At 46.0% G+C, this 14845-nt stretch carries 17 protein-coding genes and 1 pseudogene; 2 read left to right on the top strand and 16 right to left on the bottom strand.

Annotated features, from left to right (window positions below; translation table 11 throughout):
* Nucleotides 1-53: 53 nt before the first annotated feature.
* The 6 genes and pseudogenes from Q5741_RS07400 to Q5741_RS07375 all read right to left on the bottom strand — a co-directional run bounded on the left by Q5741_RS07400 (nt 54) and on the right by Q5741_RS07375 (nt 3885).
* Complete coding sequence (locus Q5741_RS07400) at nt 54-497, bottom strand: MarR family winged helix-turn-helix transcriptional regulator (protein WP_305023441.1); 444 nt, start codon at nt 495-497, stop codon at nt 54-56.
* Complete coding sequence (locus tag Q5741_RS07395; protein WP_305023440.1) at nt 481-951, bottom strand: EVE domain-containing protein; 471 nt, start codon at nt 949-951, stop codon at nt 481-483. The genes Q5741_RS07400 and Q5741_RS07395 overlap by 17 nt, the downstream gene beginning before the upstream one ends.
* On the bottom strand, nt 944-1390 hold the full coding sequence (locus Q5741_RS07390; protein WP_305023439.1) for an SRPBCC family protein: 447 nt from the start codon (nt 1388-1390) through the stop codon (nt 944-946). Before Q5741_RS07390 ends, Q5741_RS07395 begins: the two co-directional genes overlap by 8 nt.
* A 255-nt stretch (nt 1391-1645) precedes the next feature.
* Complete coding sequence (locus Q5741_RS07385; RefSeq protein ID WP_305023438.1) at nt 1646-2218, bottom strand: hypothetical protein; 573 nt, start codon at nt 2216-2218, stop codon at nt 1646-1648.
* A 317-nt stretch (nt 2219-2535) separates the two neighbouring features.
* Nucleotides 2536-2906 (bottom strand): annotated as a pseudogene (locus tag Q5741_RS07380) (MarR family winged helix-turn-helix transcriptional regulator).
* A complete protein-coding gene (locus Q5741_RS07375; protein WP_305023437.1) occupies nt 2887-3885 on the bottom strand; it encodes an alpha/beta hydrolase family protein in 999 nt (332 codons plus the stop codon). Before Q5741_RS07375 ends, Q5741_RS07380 begins: the two are co-directional and overlap by 20 nt.
* Before the next feature lie 122 nt (nt 3886-4007).
* Here Q5741_RS07375 and Q5741_RS07370 point away from each other — a divergent pair, with 122 nt between their 5' ends.
* A complete protein-coding gene (locus Q5741_RS07370) occupies nt 4008-4451 on the top strand; it encodes a MarR family winged helix-turn-helix transcriptional regulator (protein WP_305023436.1) in 444 nt (147 codons plus the stop codon).
* 457 nt (nt 4452-4908) lie between these two features.
* Here the strand turns inward: Q5741_RS07370 and Q5741_RS07365 are convergent, their stop codons facing one another.
* The 6 genes from Q5741_RS07365 to Q5741_RS07340 all read right to left on the bottom strand — a co-directional run bounded on the left by Q5741_RS07365 (nt 4909) and on the right by Q5741_RS07340 (nt 11869).
* Nucleotides 4909-7500 (bottom strand): ABC transporter permease, encoded by a 2592-nt coding sequence (locus Q5741_RS07365; RefSeq protein WP_305023435.1) that lies wholly within the window; start codon nt 7498-7500, stop codon nt 4909-4911.
* Nucleotides 7497-8180: an ABC transporter ATP-binding protein gene (locus tag Q5741_RS07360; protein WP_305023434.1), complete on the bottom strand. Its 684-nt coding sequence runs from the start codon at nt 8178-8180 to the stop codon at nt 7497-7499. The genes Q5741_RS07365 and Q5741_RS07360 overlap by 4 nt, the downstream gene beginning before the upstream one ends.
* Nucleotides 8181-8204: 24 nt before the next feature.
* Nucleotides 8205-9137: a VanZ family protein gene (locus Q5741_RS07355; RefSeq protein WP_305023433.1), complete on the bottom strand. Its 933-nt coding sequence runs from the start codon at nt 9135-9137 to the stop codon at nt 8205-8207.
* 103 nt (nt 9138-9240) lie between these two features.
* Nucleotides 9241-10242, bottom strand: coding sequence for an ATP-binding protein (locus Q5741_RS07350; protein WP_305023432.1), 1002 nt, complete (start codon nt 10240-10242; stop codon nt 9241-9243).
* Entirely contained in the window at nt 10243-10926 is a 684-nt protein-coding gene (locus Q5741_RS07345) for a response regulator transcription factor (RefSeq protein ID WP_305023431.1), read from the bottom strand.
* A gap of 58 nt (nt 10927-10984) precedes the next feature.
* Entirely contained in the window at nt 10985-11869 is an 885-nt protein-coding gene (locus Q5741_RS07340) for a TetR/AcrR family transcriptional regulator (protein WP_305023430.1), read from the bottom strand.
* A gap of 140 nt (nt 11870-12009) precedes the next feature.
* On the opposite strand from Q5741_RS07340, the gene Q5741_RS07335 reads away from it, so the two are divergent.
* On the top strand, nt 12010-12603 hold the full coding sequence (locus tag Q5741_RS07335; protein ID WP_305023429.1) for an isochorismatase family protein: 594 nt from the start codon (nt 12010-12012) through the stop codon (nt 12601-12603).
* Nucleotides 12604-12770: 167 nt separating this feature from the next.
* On the opposite strand, the gene Q5741_RS07330 is transcribed toward Q5741_RS07335, so the two are convergent.
* The 4 genes from Q5741_RS07330 to Q5741_RS07315 form a co-directional block, all read right to left on the bottom strand.
* Nucleotides 12771-13412: a hypothetical protein gene (locus Q5741_RS07330; protein ID WP_305023428.1), complete on the bottom strand. Its 642-nt coding sequence runs from the start codon at nt 13410-13412 to the stop codon at nt 12771-12773.
* Between the two features lies 1 nt (nt 13413).
* Nucleotides 13414-13650 (bottom strand): hypothetical protein, encoded by a 237-nt coding sequence (locus Q5741_RS07325; protein WP_305023427.1) that lies wholly within the window; start codon nt 13648-13650, stop codon nt 13414-13416.
* 85 nt (nt 13651-13735) lie between these two features.
* Nucleotides 13736-14350, bottom strand: a complete 615-nt coding sequence (locus tag Q5741_RS07320; RefSeq protein WP_305023426.1) for a hypothetical protein — start codon at nt 14348-14350, stop codon at nt 13736-13738.
* A gap of 103 nt (nt 14351-14453) precedes the next feature.
* Nucleotides 14454-14789 carry a winged helix-turn-helix transcriptional regulator gene (locus Q5741_RS07315; RefSeq protein ID WP_305023425.1) on the bottom strand — a complete coding sequence of 112 codons (336 nt, stop codon included), beginning with the start codon at nt 14787-14789 and terminating at the stop codon, nt 14454-14456.
* Nucleotides 14790-14845: the final 56 nt, after the last annotated feature.

Raw genomic sequence — 14845 nt, 5'->3', positions numbered from 1 at the left:
TGAAACTGCTAACTGACAATAATGATCCTCTTTGCTAATAGGATGGCCGCCGTCTACCGCTTCGTAAGCTGCTGCAGAATTCGATTCAACTGTTCCACCTCATGGCCAAGGCTGGAGAAAAAAGCCCGATCCTCCGCTTCAACCGCCTGGACCGCCTGAGATGCGATGGTGTCCCCCGCCTTCGTGACGGAAATCACGTTCGCTCTTGAATCCGTCGGGTGGGGTCGGCGCTCGATGTAGCCTTTCTTCTCCAGCGTCCTCAGCACCTGCGAAGTAACATTCACGTCCATCTGCGTGTACTGGGCTAATTGAACCTGAGTAATGCTCGTATGATCATTATGTTCATTCATCCACTTGCATGAAAAAAGGAGTACAAATTGCGGATGGGTCAGTTCAAAAGGTTCCAATGCAGTTCGTATCGCTTTTTGCCACAGATTCGTGACCTGCCACAGCATAAAGCCGGGGCTTTCCTTTTCGCTATTAAATTCTGAGCTCATGTGCCTTTCCCTCCGCGCTGTTCAACATGACATCGGTTATGACCCGGAAGTCTTGCTCCGAGATCTCAAAGTGGCCAAACCGGAACCGGTAACCCCAATTGCTCACCCCGCGCGTGAAGCTAAGCTGCTCCAGCAGCGGGCTGATCTTCGTTACCTTACAAGAAGTATAGCGAATGTTGCGGCGGAATGGTATGAATGAATCGGACATCGGGAACGTATAAACGTGGTCATCCTCCACCTGCCCGATTGCCGTGAAAGCCTGCAGGGGTTTCCCGTTCTGCATATCCGTGCGAGGCGAGTAATAAATCAGCCAATCGCCGGCTTGCATTCGTTTCAGGGGATTGGCCTTCCCATGACAGAGCTGGGCGAATCCGCCCTCCACGCCTCTGGCCACATGAGAGGCTGAGACGACGCCAATCCAGTACCTAGGGGTCTCTTTAACCTTTTTATTCATTGGGGTTTTGCTCCTTTTCCCGTTCCAATACCAGTCTTGCGAGTCCATCCATCGTTTGGGGGATGCCCTCCACCATGTGAGCTCCGAATTTAGGTCCTATCTGCTCCGCATTTGGTCCTGTGATTTTCACTTGATGGGTGATCTTAGTTGCTCCGTTCGACTCCTCCAACAGATGAGTAAACTGAACCTGAATGCCGGCACCCGGAATGTCCGTGATATCCGAGAAACCATGCAGCGGGTTGACCTCCAGAAGCTCAAAAGGAAGCGGATCCTGACCTTCCGGCTGCAGGAACCCCCTCGTGCCCTGGACGAATAATCCCTCCAACGAAGCACTTTCGATACCTTTATCCCAGAGTGGCCAGGTTGTAATATCACTGTACAGCCTCCAAATCGTGTCCGCTTTAGCCGTTGTTATAAGAGAATGTTCAAATTGCCACATCATTATCTCTCCTTAAATTGTATTTATACATATTATATATGTAAATACTAATTTTTATACCTATTTGAATTTCTGCCTCTATCTCAGGTCACCGATATCCTTGTGCGATGGGTATCGCTCCGCAATCTTTAGCCGTTCTCTTCATCTCCCCGCCAAACAAAAATAGCCTGTCTGAAAAGTCTTTAAATAGGACTTTTAGACAGGCCACTATATGTGTTCGTTATGCACAGAACGATACGCCCATTTGTCGATACGTTAACCCGTGATCCATGTAATCCCCAGTATGAATAACCAGATGAAAAAGGAAGCTCCACAAATGATAATTTCATAAAAATGGATCTGGAACAGCTTATAAGGGCCCTGTTCTGTTTGGCGAAGCCCGAAGAAATCACAGTAGTGAATGATATAAATAAATCCACAGGCAATGGATAGTCCTGACAAGATAAATGCAGCTGTTGGTAAACTCATGACGTACATGGGATTGCCGCCTGTCTCAAGACTCAGCATCAATCCATACTGCTTAGACAGTAAAAGAGTCAGGACAATGATAATAAATAAGAGCAGCCCCAGACTGAAGGGATGTTCCCTGTAATCGATCAGACGCAGAAGAGCCCGCAGTTTATGATTTTCAGGCTGCAGCTCCTCCTCCTCTACCTCCTCACCCTCATCATTCATAATATAGAAAAATGAAAATACAATCATGCCCACAACCATGCTGGGCTGCAGCATATTTAACGCCAACCTAAAATCAAAGATAGCGATAATTACAAGGATCACAAGGAGAACCGCGGTTAATTTGCTTCCCACCGTTTCCCGCTGCTTCCACATCCGGTTAACGAACAGCTGAACAGCCGTCCTTTCTTCTCGTACATTATTTTTTTTATGCTGTGTATGAGCAACTTCCTTCGATCTGTGCCGGATGATCAAGTAAGCGATCATCATCAGGCATAGTCCAAGAACCAATACGAAAAACGCTTCCCTCGGGTATGTATCGTATGCATCATACGTTCTAACAACCCAAAGACCATCCAAAACCACGAGAAAAAGACCCATCAAAAGAATATAAGGAGCTGCTTTATAAGTGATTCATCTTCACTCCTTTCTCCACTCCGTATATGTATGTATAACCTCAAGTCCAACCGCAATCACAAGCTCTCATTAATTTTAAGGAGCAGTTCCTTTAAGGTTTGCTTCTCCTCCACGGTAAGGGCTTGAACGATTTCGTCCTCACACCTTGAAAGGACTCATTAAAGTCTTCAATCAACTCAACAGCCTTGGGCAGGACATATATATTTTTTTGCCGCTCATTATTGGCAGGGATCTTACGCTCGATAAATCCTTGTTTCTCAAGACCCTGAAGCATGCTTGTAATACCGGCTCCTCGTACGTTGAAGCGTTCGGCAAGTTCCTTTTGAATAATACTCCGATCCTGGTTTTCGTAGATATAATCAATGATTTTTCCTTGCTGCGCGTTTAAATCTAACTCTTTTATGCTCTCATCCGCTTTTACACTCAATTATACCTAGCGGATTAGGTGTATTCTTCAACTCGACACACACTTTATGCCAGGCAGCGTCTTCTGGATAGAGTGCACTGCGGAGATAGGACCAGACAAGGGCTCGAAGCACCGCTACACGCTCGGGATTTTCATCGGTTGTTTCCGCCGCATCGTACGAGGCTATCCCGCCAAGCCCGTGCTCCGCACCGATCAGTGTCAACAGGCATTTCGGACCGGGGCTCAGATAATAGGCATCGGAGCGCCAATCCTTGCGATTGGAAAATCTGGGGCTCCAGTCGTTCTCGCCCACGACGATTAAGGCTGGCGTTGTCATGTTAGCAAAGCTAGTTGATCTCAAAACCGGGTAGTGCTCGGTTGCAAACGCGGAGAGGTCCTCACCTCTTCCTGGGGCAGCCAGCAGTACACCAGCCTTAATCCGGGGATCAAGCAGATTCACTTCTTTACCGTCCACCGGATCCGTTACCCCCTGACCGCACAACATGCCTACCGTAAGCCCGCCTAATGAATGCCCAACTGCGGCGATCCGACCCTTGTCAATACGCCCACCAAGCCCCGGTACAGCAGCCTCGATATGATCGAGTTGATCAAGAATGTAGCGCATATCCTCAGCTCTAGATCGCCAATACAATGGAGCTTCCGGGCTTTGCGTTTCACGCAGGCCCAACATCATTGAGTCCAAGTGAGTGGGCTGGATAACGACGAATCCATGAGCTGCCCAGAAATCTGCAAGGGGGCCGTAGCCATGTAGGGATGATATGAAGTTTGAAGGCCCGTGGCCGTGTGACAACAGTATCACGGGTAGGCCGCTCCCCGTCGATGGTGCAGAGACCTTGATCTGCAGATCTACAATCCTGCCCGGGACCGACAGCACCACAGGGCTAAAGGTCATGACTGGCGTGGAATCGCTAACCGAAATACCGTCAGCTTCAGTAAACGGCTTGCTCATGGAATGTTCCTCCTTAGGTTGACCTTGCATAGTTCCACTCTCCTTTACTTCATCCATTTGAATATATAGCAGCACAACTCGAGTTGATGTATCAACTCAATCACTAAGGTAACACGTTGAAGTTGACGCGTCAACCATGTTATTATATCTCTATGGAAAAGTTTGAACTAAACGAAGCGGAAATGCGTATATGGCACATGTGGAAGGGCTCTTTTCAGACCATCTTCGGTCGCGTCATCAAAGAATTAACCGAGTCTACAGGACTCTCTGAAGCTGATTATGGTGTATTAGATCGATTAGCCCTTCTGGGGAATGGGGATCTTCGCCAACAAGAACTAGCTGACTCGATGGATTGGGAGAAAAGCAGATTATCACATCATCTGACACGGATGGAAAAACGGGGGCTTGTGACAAGGAGACCCATAGATACAGATCGTGGCGTTCAAGTGATCATCACTTCCGCGGGCCAATTGGCATTGGATGAGGCCCGTCCCATTGTCTCTAAGGCCATACAAAAATTTTTTCTTGATCAATTAACCGATCAAGACATTGAATCGATTACTAAGCTGGCAGAAAGAGCAAAAGCTTATTCTTAAGCGAATTTGTCCCTGCATGCCTTGACCCGTCTGTTAATAAGCATGTTGTTAACCTGGCTCCTACCGCAAACGGCGGAGGGAGCCTTTGATCTTTTTGACGCGAATTTCTCAGGGTTCACCGTGTCTAGAAGATACCAATGAAACGTGAGAGAAAAACGGTTCGCCGCATCATGTATAGGGCGAAATTTTTCCTTTCCGCTACTTCATACGCAAAAGTACCCACAGCCTATTCCCCTTTTTCAAAGTGTTTAGTCTATGGGTACCGGCTTGCAATACCTTGATTTATTATATAACCTGTCTACTATATAGGAGGCTATGGGTATTTCAGTATCCGGCTTTATTAGAAATAACTACCCCTTACTCCGGCACTCCTCCTTTGATAATTCCACGTACTCCCTCCAATTTAACAACAACCCAACCCCGCCGAAAGAAGAAAACGAACCGTGCCGGTGACCGATCATATATTCTCTTGCTTTAATGCATCAATAATATTCTCCTTTTTTACTTTAGCGCCGGAATAAACAATCGCGGAACTGACAATGACAAATACGCCAACAATGACCGACAGAATGCTCATCCAGGGTAGCGTAAACCCATAGCTGAATTTTTTCGCAAATGCTCTATAGATTAGAACCATTACGACGAAACTGACGGGAAGCCCGAACAACAGTGACTTGATTCCATAAAAAACACTTTCATAGTTCATCATTTTCGCAAAACCTTTTGGCGTCATGCCTACGGATTTCAGCATCGCAAATTCCCGTTTACGAAGAGCCAGTCCCGTCGAGATCGTATTAAAGATGTTCGCAACGGAAATCGCAGAGATTAGTACGATAAAACCGTAAGCAAAGACGGTCATCAGAAGAATCTGTTGTTCTTCGCTTTTCCTGGATTGATATACATTGTAGACATTCAGATTGGTCTCATTCATCTCTTCAATTTCCTGCTGCGTTTTCATCGGTTCCGTGCTTGTCAAATGGAGGTACGCCGAAGCGTTAGCCAGGTCCTCGTCGTCTGCCAGCCGATTCATAACACGTTCTGACACGACCATATTTAACCCGCCTATGCCGATCGAGTTCATCCCCATCGGTGCTTGACCCGTCAATCCGGCAACCATCACTTTATTTGACTTCGTTTCTTCCCCATTCTCTTTATTGAAGCTCGTCAGCTCGATACTTTGACCGACATTCGTATATATGGCCTTCGCCTGAACATATTTCCCCGTGTCCATATCCTTGTAATGAATCGTATCCATCACGATTGCAGCGGGATGATCCGGATCCGTAAGCTGTTCGTAATCTGCGCCAACCGCTCTGGCATAGGCTTGCAGACTCGAATCATCCAAGGCATGAATTTTAATACCGTAAGGGTACTTCCCATCTTGCAGCAAACTCTTATCCTGCTTAACCTTCTCTTTCAATTCATTGGCGATGTACGCTGCATTGACCCAAGCGTTCCCATCTAACTCGTGAATTACGTTGTATTCCGTGACGCCATCCAATGATACAATCGATTGCATCAACCGGTCATCCGTTCTTTTTCCATTGCTGTACGATACTTCAATATCGTAATTGGCGCCTTCCCGCGACAGTTCCAGGGATTGTGTCATGCCGGTCGTAAAAAATGATACCGTCAAAAACAAAACGATACTGATGACAAGCGAAAAAAGAATAGCATGATATCTTCTTTTGTTCCTTTTTAAGTTTTTCAGTCCGATCTCCGCTTCGATCCCGAAGAGCTTGCGAATGATCTTCGACGTTTTCACAGCTTTGGCCGTAAGCTTTACGTCGGTGGTTTGGCGAATCGCGTCCATAGCAGATACCCTGGATGCCTTGATCGCCGGGAGATACGTCGACACCAAAATCGTCAGCATCGAAACAAGACAAGCCATCAAGAGCGATAACGGCGTGACGATGAGCTTCAGCTTTTCATTGGTCCATAATGCCCCTTCAATCATCGTGTTCATGAACCAAAAGGTGATCCCGATTCCGGCAAGACCGCAGAGGATGCCAATGGGAATGCTGATCAAGCCAATGATGATACCTTCAAAAAACACGGAATTTCGCTTCTGCCTTTTCGTAGCCCCCACGCTCGCGAGCATCCCTAAATGGCGGAAACGTTCCGAGACGGATATCGCAAAAGCGTTATAGATGAGCGCAACCGAACCAATCATAATGACCCCCATAATGATTGCCGATAGGGAGAACATCATGCTGGATGCAGCGCCGCTGCTGGACAAGCCATAATAATGAAGCAAATCGTTATGATACTGGACGTTTTTAATTTGGTTATTCTCAGCCAGCCGCTCTGCATGCGCGAACAAGAACGGATTGACGTGCTGCAAGACCACCGATGCATTAACTCGATCATTACCCCCGATGGTATGATCATCAACATAGCTAATGATCGTATAACCCGGGGCAAAGGTCGTTTCCCACAAGGGGCGTTTAATGAAGCCTACCACCGTATAATCCCTGATCATGCTATGCTGTAACGTCTCGGTTAAAGTACCGTCTTTCCTGCGCAGCGGGTCAGTCTGATCCAGGGGTTGATCCCCCCCTTGTTCGAATCGTTCGCCGACGCGGAGCCTTAGATGGTCGCCGATTTCGTACTTCACTTTGGCATTCGTTGCAACGGGCTCGGAGATCACAACTTCCTTGTCCGTGTGCGGAAGACGTCCCTTGCTTAGTTTGACCTGAAATTGTGCGAACCCTTGCGCATCATATTCCTTGATGAACAAGTACGGCTTATTGGGATTTTGTCCCCCTTCTAAAGGGGCATAACCAAGGTCCCTTGTGATCGCAACGGTTTTGGCTGCATCATCGCCCTGTATCGCCGCCAGCTGTACTTTGGTTATATCTTGATATTGGATATGCCACTCCCCTGTATCGGCGATGGTTTGTCTGATCATTACATCCGCAAAAGAAAAAACAAGCGTAGCGACAGCGGTCACCATGGACACCGAAATGATGACGCCAATCATAGTTACAAGCGTTCGCCTCTTGTTCTGCTTCAGATGCCGGAGGGTTAACGTATTGACAATATTCATCGCCTTATCACCTCGTCTTTGGCAATCCTCCCGTCTTCAATCGAAATGATCCTGTCGGCTTGCAGGGCGATCCGTTCGTCATGCGTGATCACGATCAGTGTCTGATGATAGGTCTTATTCAGCATTTTTAATAAGTCGATGATCTCGCTGCTATTCCTGCTGTCCAGATTCCCGGTCGGTTCGTCGGCCAGCATGATTGCAGGATTGCCGATGAGCGCCCTGCCGATCGAGACACGCTGCTGCTGTCCGCCGGATAGCTGATTCGGCAGGTGGTGTAATCGATACTGCAAATTCAACGTATTCACAAGGCCGGCTAATTGCTTTTGATCTACCTTTTGTTGATCCAACAAGAGCGGCAGCGTAATATTCTCTTCCACGGTCAGAACGGGTATCAGATTAAAAAACTGGTAGATCAGACCGATTTGCCTGCGCCTGAAGATAGCCAGCTGCGTTTCGTTCAAGGTATACATGTCCGTATCCTGAACATAAACTTTCCCGCCAGTCGGCCGATCCACGCCGCCCAGCATATGAAGGAGCGTTGATTTCCCTGATCCGGACGGACCGATAATCGCGACGAATTCACCCTTTTGGACCGAAAAGGAAACATCGTCAAGCGCCTTCACCGCCGATTCGCCTGTGCCGTATAGTTTAGACAAATGCTCAATTCTTAAAATTTCCATTGTCATCCCCCCCTTCCTAAACCCTCAATTCCAGGTATATACCATCTCTCTAAATCCAACATCCCAGAGGGTTACGTTCCCCTCAATAGTTATCGTAAGTTCATTTGCGCGTGGGATCAAAATTTCAGACATATTCATCTCGTGACCTTGATTCTCTACAAATAAAAACTCATGACTATCGGCGGTAATCCTGATGCTGCCCTGAAGATCCTTTGAATCGGGAACCCCGTAATTCAAGGAGAGGTACAACTCCTTCTTATTGCCTAACGCATACGTGTACGTTTTTTTGCTTTTGCCTTCGATGCTGTACACATTATATTGGGGTTCTACGTTTTGACCGCCAATCGTAAGACGCTTTGGTTTGGTCCCCACTGTTGGATTTCCGGCGCTATCCTCCAATTCGTTAATCGCTACGAAAGGGCCCATTTCTTTGGTGAACGCTTGGTCAACCACCCCAAGGATTCCACACACCCCGAGCATAAGGATTAAACTAGAAATGCCTGCATACAAAATATTTTTCCAGTTATTCTTCGTGCGGAAGCCAAGTTTGTACGCCCCGAATCCGACAGCTGCGCCCAATGCATTCTGTATGACGTCATTCGTGTCGAAGCTGCCGAGGAAAGTTAGTGCCTGAATCGTCTCCAGCACGAGAATGAACAAAATAAATAAAGTTATGAAGCGAACAAAGTTCGTTCGATATAACAACGGAAACAATATGCCAAAAGGGATGAAGGCGGCGATATTCCCAAAGCCAACCAGATCCATCTGTGTCGGGTGAAGAAGATCAGATAAATCGGGTACCCTAAAAAAACTGTCCGGCAAAAACATAAAGGTGTACTCAGAGATTTGGTCTACCTTGCCCACTCTGCCGAAAGCGAAAAACATAAAATAAAGAATAAACAGGGTGTAGCCTATCGTGATAACAAAAATAATCTTACGCTGCTGCTTCGAATGCATGTCGTACCTCCATCGTTCATCTGTTAAATATCATTTTATCTGTCTAAAATGACTTTACAGTGACGATGGAGGTGACAATTCAGTCACTTACGGAGAGTACTCGCTAAATCACGTGCTTATAAAATTTAATCCGAAACTGCGTACCCTTCTCACTGTCGCTCGTCACATCAATTACGCCGTTCTGGCTGGCAATGATGCTCTGAGCAAGCGCAAGCCCTATGCCGATACTCCCTTCGCCAGCATTCTTTCCTTTGTAGAAACGTTTGAAAATATAAGGCAAATCCTCTTTCAGAATGCCTTTTCCGTTATCGGCGATTTCAATTTCCGTAAATAACGCGTTTTCGGAGAATGTAATGGTTATCGCACCGCCTTCAGGCGTATGCTCCACGCTATTTTTCAAAATGTTGATGACCGCTTCAGCAGTCCAATTGAAATCACCGATAAAAGAGACATGTTCATCACCTGTGATTGAAATCGTCTGTCCCTTAATATCCATCGGAATCATAACCGGCTCTAATGCCTTTAGGACAAGTTTTTTCATGGGTATTTGATCTTTTTTGAATGGGATAGTCTTCGCATCCATTTTCGATAGCTTTAATAAGGAAGAAACAAGCCAATCGATGCGTTCAAGCTGGATGCGGATATGATGGGTGAACTCCGTTCTTTTGGCCGGAGGAAGGTCAGGGGCGCTTAGCAGATCAGCCATGACCGTCATGGAGGTGATCGGTGTTTTGAGCTGATGTGAAATATCGGAAATAGCATCTGTTAGTTGGATTTTGTCCCGCTGCAATAGCGACCTGTGCTCGGATAGCATGAGCGTTACTTTGTAAATATCATTCTTTAATATACTTAGCTCGCCTTCCTGGTTATCGCGAACATCAAGGGAATGGTTACCGCTGCTGATGTCCCGCAAATAGACTGAGAGCTTCTCCAACTCTCGGTATCTCCATCTCGTGAATAACAGGCTCGTGCCCATAAACAGCATGGATACAATAAAAACGAGAGCTGCGGCGACGGACGAAATGAAAGCAGCAATGACGGTCGCCGATATGCTGATCAAGCCCATGACGAGTAATAACATTTGATTTTCCCGATTGCGCAGCATCTAATCACCAACCTTATAACCTAAACCGCGTACCGTTTTAATCAAAGTCGGCTGCTCTGGATGGTCTTCGAGCTTTTCCCTCAGTCTTTTGATATAAACCGTTAACGTATTGTCATTCACGAAGTCGCCGGCCACGTCCCAGATTTGCTCTAGGAGCTGATTCCTGGTGAGGACCTGTCCAACGTGGCTGCCAAAGATCAGCAATAGGCGGTATTCCAAGGCAGTTAGCGAAATTTCGACACCGTTTTTATATACTTTGCCTTCCAGCGTATGGATTCGCACGTTGTCGATGTCGATGATCGCTCCGGTGTGGGACAGCTTCTGGTATCTCCGTAAAACGGACTTGATCCGCGAGAGAAGCTCACGAACCCGAAAAGGTTTGGTAATGTAATCGTCGGCCCCCATATCAAGCCCCATCACGACATTGACCTCATCATCGATCACTGTTAAGAAGATGACCGGAATATCCCGCCGCTCCTTCACCATCTTGCATAATTCATAGCCGGATCCGTCTGGAAGCTGTAAATCGAACAGGCATAAAGTGAACTGGTCGATGTCTTCGGCGAGCACCTTTCGGGCTGAAGCGACATCATGGCAGATAACGGTCCAATACCCATCCTGCTGCAGCGAATATTCCAGTCCCGACGCAATCGTTTTATCATCTTCAACTAATAAAATTCTCATATGTAAGTCATCCTTACGATTAAATTGAATGATTCAAAAATATCAAGATAAGCCTTCCTTACTCTTCCAGGACAATTTGCTTTAACTGAATGACCGGACTTCTCAGCTCCTGTTCTTGCTCTAAGTACGCGCAAAGTGCCTGAATGAGCGATTTCTTGGGCTGAGTCTGAGCAATCTCTGTCCCCAGCAATTGAACAATCTCCTGCAGCTCCCTCCCCCGGGCGAGCCCGCCGGGCCAAGCCTCAAGCAGCTCGGTCACTCTACTGAACAATTCTTCGATCATTCTTTCTTTTTCGTTATTCCAGTCCTTTGAATCGGAATGAACAAATTTTGTGAAGGCACTTTGTCCAAGCAGCCCCTTCGAACCTGACCTAGACATATGTTCGACTAGCGCATCCATTTTATCGACGATGAACCAAGCCGTATCCTCTATCGACAGCAGCTTCGCCTCGAAGATGATGCGCTGCAGATAGTCCTTCAGGATCGCGCGGTATATAAAAACTAGATCCCAGAGAAACGATTCGATTCTCTCACCATAAACTTCAAGCAGCCAAGATCTATGCCACTCCATCATACGGGCGCGAACATGATTCCTTAGTGAACGGAAAGTTGTGTACTGCGTAATAGGAAGATCTACGAAGTCAACCATAATGTGACGGTATTCAATAAAATACTGAAAGCGAAATACAATTTGATTGACGAGCCGCTCCTTGGGAGTGCCCGTCCCGGTTTGTTTCAGGTGCTCCGCCCGGTCAAAATAAACCGTCTGGCACTCGTCGAAAACCGCGCACAATAAGTCCTCTTTGGACGGAAAATATTTGTACACGGAGCCCTTTGCAATAGAACAGTCCTGAGCAATTTCCTGAATTGAGGTCGCCAGAAACCCTTTTTCTTTAAACATCTTAGAAGCCGAACGAATTATATCCTGTTTGGTTACACTCATCCTCACGTATCCCCCACTTGACAACTTTAAACTCATAGTACAAAATTGTGAACATAGAGTCAATTGACCTTATTTTCAAAAAATTAAACTTCAGGTCACATTGAAACAAACTCATTTTCTTAGTTGGAGTGTGATTAATCTTGGAGGAACTTTTGTTTCAATTTCCTAAGACGGCATTAATCGTAATCGACTTGCAAAAGTGGCTTGGAACCCAGTATGCCCCCCACTCGGCAGAACAGGTCGTCACCCGCGCCGCCACTATGGTTCAAGCATTCCGTAAGGCAGGCGCATTCGTTGGGCTTGTTCGCGTATCCAGGAAAGACTTCATGGATATGCCTCGTCCGTTGCTGGATCAGGCTCCCCCAACCCTCAATCTGGTGCCTGGATGGGACGAAATTGTACCCGAGATCGGAGTCACTGACACTGACCATTTAATTACCAAGCGCCAATGGGGAGCATTTTACGGAACAGACTTGGATCTGCAGCTGCGCCGGCGGGGTATCACGACGATCGTGCTGTGCGGCATTGCTTCTGGTATCGGCGTAGATACCACTGCGCGTGAAGCCTTCGCCCATGGGTATCAGGTCATATTCGCGACAGATGCCATGACTGGTTTCAGCGAGGAGGAACATGAACACGTAGTTAAGACCATCTTCCCGCGTATTGGCAGAATTCGCTCGACCGAGGACATTATTGCTTGCGCTGCGCGTCAATCTTGCCCGGCATCTATATAATGGGATCCATAAAAATCCATTAAGAAAGGGCTGTAACAGGCAACTTGCTCCTAACCTGTCACAGCCCTCTCTCTATGTCCGACGCAGCCTTTCTACTCTTCGTCACCTTTTACCAAAAAACTCGCGTCAATTGTGATACGGCTCATCGTAATATCTATAGAGTAAAATTATGAAAATTGCCAAAAACCTGCTACGGGGTGTTGTATCTCGGCCGCGCCTAAAATAGCGAAGATATAGAGTGATCCAAAACCAAAAAGATAATTGTAATCGGGTTGAACCAACGTTTCGGGGTAACCATCTTCATCGACTTGCAATAAAAAGGAAAATGATTCTTCCCTCAGCTTCGTAAAATAATAGTCTTCATCTTGAATAAGTCTCGGATTTCCACCTACTTTGATCAAAAAAGACTGATCCATCGATTTCTCGTCATTACTTAGTACCCCATCTGAAATGATGTGTTTTATAAGACCTGGGTTAGTAAACCTCTGTTTGGTGCTTTCAGTGGAAATCGGATGCTCCATCACCTTGATCGAGCAATTAGGATATATATTGTTTTTCAAGTACTCCTCATAATCCTCAGGGATGAAGATCGAAATCATACTCTCCGGTTTAAAGGGATGGATGAGGGTCAAGTAAAAAACATATCTTTGGGTACCTTCATGGATAAAGTCATCTTGATCATCAAAAAAGCCGGGTGCATTTCCACCGATCCAGCCTGCTCCCTGATCTTTCGCTAGGCTGGATTCGGCATAATAAAGAATACTGTTTGTTCGCTCAACTAACACTTTCATTTTATTGTCCAAAGGCATTCTACAAGCCTCCTTCTTGCATTTTTTCGCAAAATTCTTTAACGCTTTTAAACAAGCTCTCTGGGGCAATCCCTGATTCATTGATAACGAACAATTCTTTATGTTCCGTAATAACAGGGTTGCGATTTAAATGGTAAAGTTGAAAAGAGGTTCCTTTGCAATAGGATTCATAAATTGGAACTTCTATGTTTTCAATGAAATCTCCATCCGTATAATTCAGGGTAAACTTTACAGTCATCACCAGTCTCCTTTCAACAGACCTCATCATTGTTCTATTTGTCTTGTCGCTGCTTTTCAACTTCTAGGTCAGCTTATCAAAGATTTCATGATTCATAAAAACGATCTATCATTTGCTTTACTTTCATTGGAGTTCTCAACGAAATTTGCTTCCCCTCTTCATCAAAGGTCAAATGCCCCTTAAATGCTTCCGGCATATCCTGGTATTGTTTCTCGACTTGTTGATATACCTTTTCGAAACAGGAATACCCGTATTTTTTAATTAAAAGAGGAAATCCGAAAACAGACCTTAGAAACTCATATTCATAGTAGTTATAAGGAATTGTCTCTGCTCTTTTAATTAAGAGCTCTAGAAAGTGATGGATGACCTTGTCTATCTCTTGTTCGGTAGCATATTGGGCCAGTCCATGGATGGTGAGTAGTCTCATATCTAAGTATCGTTCTTTTTTATAAGCTTCCTGAAAAAAATCTTTCAACTCTAATTTCTTACATTGAATGAGACCTCTCAGAATCTTATTTCGCCATGCGGCATTCTTAGAATTAAAATACAAGATTTCTATTAAGTCTGCCTCTTCTTTTGTTAAAAACTCATACACGACATCATCTAATGCGCTCATAAACTTAGGGTCATTTGGGCGAATCGGCGCAGTTGTGAGGTACTTCATCGATTCCTTGTGAAGCTCTTGATTATTTAAAAACATAGCGCATGCCCCTTTATAAACTGATTTAACATGAATGCTGCACTTAGATACACACCCATTAAAGCTTGTGCCACCGTTGTTTCCTTGCGAAAATCCGTGAATCTCACCGATTCTGTGCTCCCCACTCGCACAGCTGCTCCAACACAGGCAGCAGTGTCTGCCCTCTGGGTGTCAGCGAATACTCCACTTTGGGCGGAATCTGTGGATACTCCACGCGCTTCACCAGCCCGTCGGCCTCCAATTCCTTAAGCTGCGCGCTGAGAACTTTGTACGTCACCGCTCCGAGCTGTCTTTGCATTTCGTTGAATCGAACCGGCTGCTTGGCAGACAGCAGATACAGAATCGCCATCTTCCACTTACCGCCAATCACGGACATCGTATAACCGAACGGTGTGTCTTGGATCACGGTTTCCTTGCCCTTCAAATCAGAAATGCCCATGTTCACGCTATCCTTTCGGATAGTAGCCCACTTCTTTGTGCGTACTATCCCTTTAT

Source organism: Paenibacillus lacisoli, assembly GCF_030580655.1.
In the GTDB taxonomy this organism is placed as follows: Bacteria; Bacillota; Bacilli; order Paenibacillales; family Paenibacillaceae; genus Paenibacillus; species Paenibacillus lacisoli.
Note: the sequence above shows the minus strand (reverse complement) of the source record. Positions and strands in the feature narration are given on the sequence as shown.

What these genes read in the sequence shown, in the direction of transcription:
- Q5741_RS07400 (WP_305023441.1), bottom strand. Translation starts at nt 497, where the DNA reads ATGAGCTCAGAATTTAATAGCGAAAAGGAAAGCCCCGGCTTTATGCTG.
- Q5741_RS07395 (WP_305023440.1), bottom strand. Translation starts at nt 951, where the DNA reads ATGAATAAAAAGGTTAAAGAGACCCCTAGGTACTGGATTGGCGTCGTC.
- Q5741_RS07390 (WP_305023439.1), bottom strand. Translation starts at nt 1,390, where the DNA reads ATGTGGCAATTTGAACATTCTCTTATAACAACGGCTAAAGCGGACACG.
- Q5741_RS07385 (WP_305023438.1), bottom strand. Translation starts at nt 2,218, where the DNA reads ATGTGGAAGCAGCGGGAAACGGTGGGAAGCAAATTAACCGCGGTTCTC.
- Q5741_RS07375 (WP_305023437.1), bottom strand. Translation starts at nt 3,885, where the DNA reads ATGCAAGGTCAACCTAAGGAGGAACATTCCATGAGCAAGCCGTTTACT.
- Q5741_RS07370 (WP_305023436.1), top strand. Translation starts at nt 4,008, where the DNA reads ATGGAAAAGTTTGAACTAAACGAAGCGGAAATGCGTATATGGCACATG.
- Q5741_RS07365 (WP_305023435.1), bottom strand. Translation starts at nt 7,500, where the DNA reads ATGAATATTGTCAATACGTTAACCCTCCGGCATCTGAAGCAGAACAAG.
- Q5741_RS07360 (WP_305023434.1), bottom strand. Translation starts at nt 8,180, where the DNA reads ATGGAAATTTTAAGAATTGAGCATTTGTCTAAACTATACGGCACAGGC.
- Q5741_RS07355 (WP_305023433.1), bottom strand. Translation starts at nt 9,137, where the DNA reads ATGCATTCGAAGCAGCAGCGTAAGATTATTTTTGTTATCACGATAGGC.
- Q5741_RS07350 (WP_305023432.1), bottom strand. Translation starts at nt 10,242, where the DNA reads ATGCTGCGCAATCGGGAAAATCAAATGTTATTACTCGTCATGGGCTTG.
- Q5741_RS07345 (WP_305023431.1), bottom strand. Translation starts at nt 10,926, where the DNA reads ATGAGAATTTTATTAGTTGAAGATGATAAAACGATTGCGTCGGGACTG.
- Q5741_RS07340 (WP_305023430.1), bottom strand. Translation starts at nt 11,869, where the DNA reads ATGAGTGTAACCAAACAGGATATAATTCGTTCGGCTTCTAAGATGTTT.
- Q5741_RS07330 (WP_305023428.1), bottom strand. Translation starts at nt 13,412, where the DNA reads ATGCCTTTGGACAATAAAATGAAAGTGTTAGTTGAGCGAACAAACAGT.
- Q5741_RS07325 (WP_305023427.1), bottom strand. Translation starts at nt 13,650, where the DNA reads ATGACTGTAAAGTTTACCCTGAATTATACGGATGGAGATTTCATTGAA.
- Q5741_RS07320 (WP_305023426.1), bottom strand. Translation starts at nt 14,350, where the DNA reads ATGTTTTTAAATAATCAAGAGCTTCACAAGGAATCGATGAAGTACCTC.
- Q5741_RS07315 (WP_305023425.1), bottom strand. Translation starts at nt 14,789, where the DNA reads ATGGGCATTTCTGATTTGAAGGGCAAGGAAACCGTGATCCAAGACACA.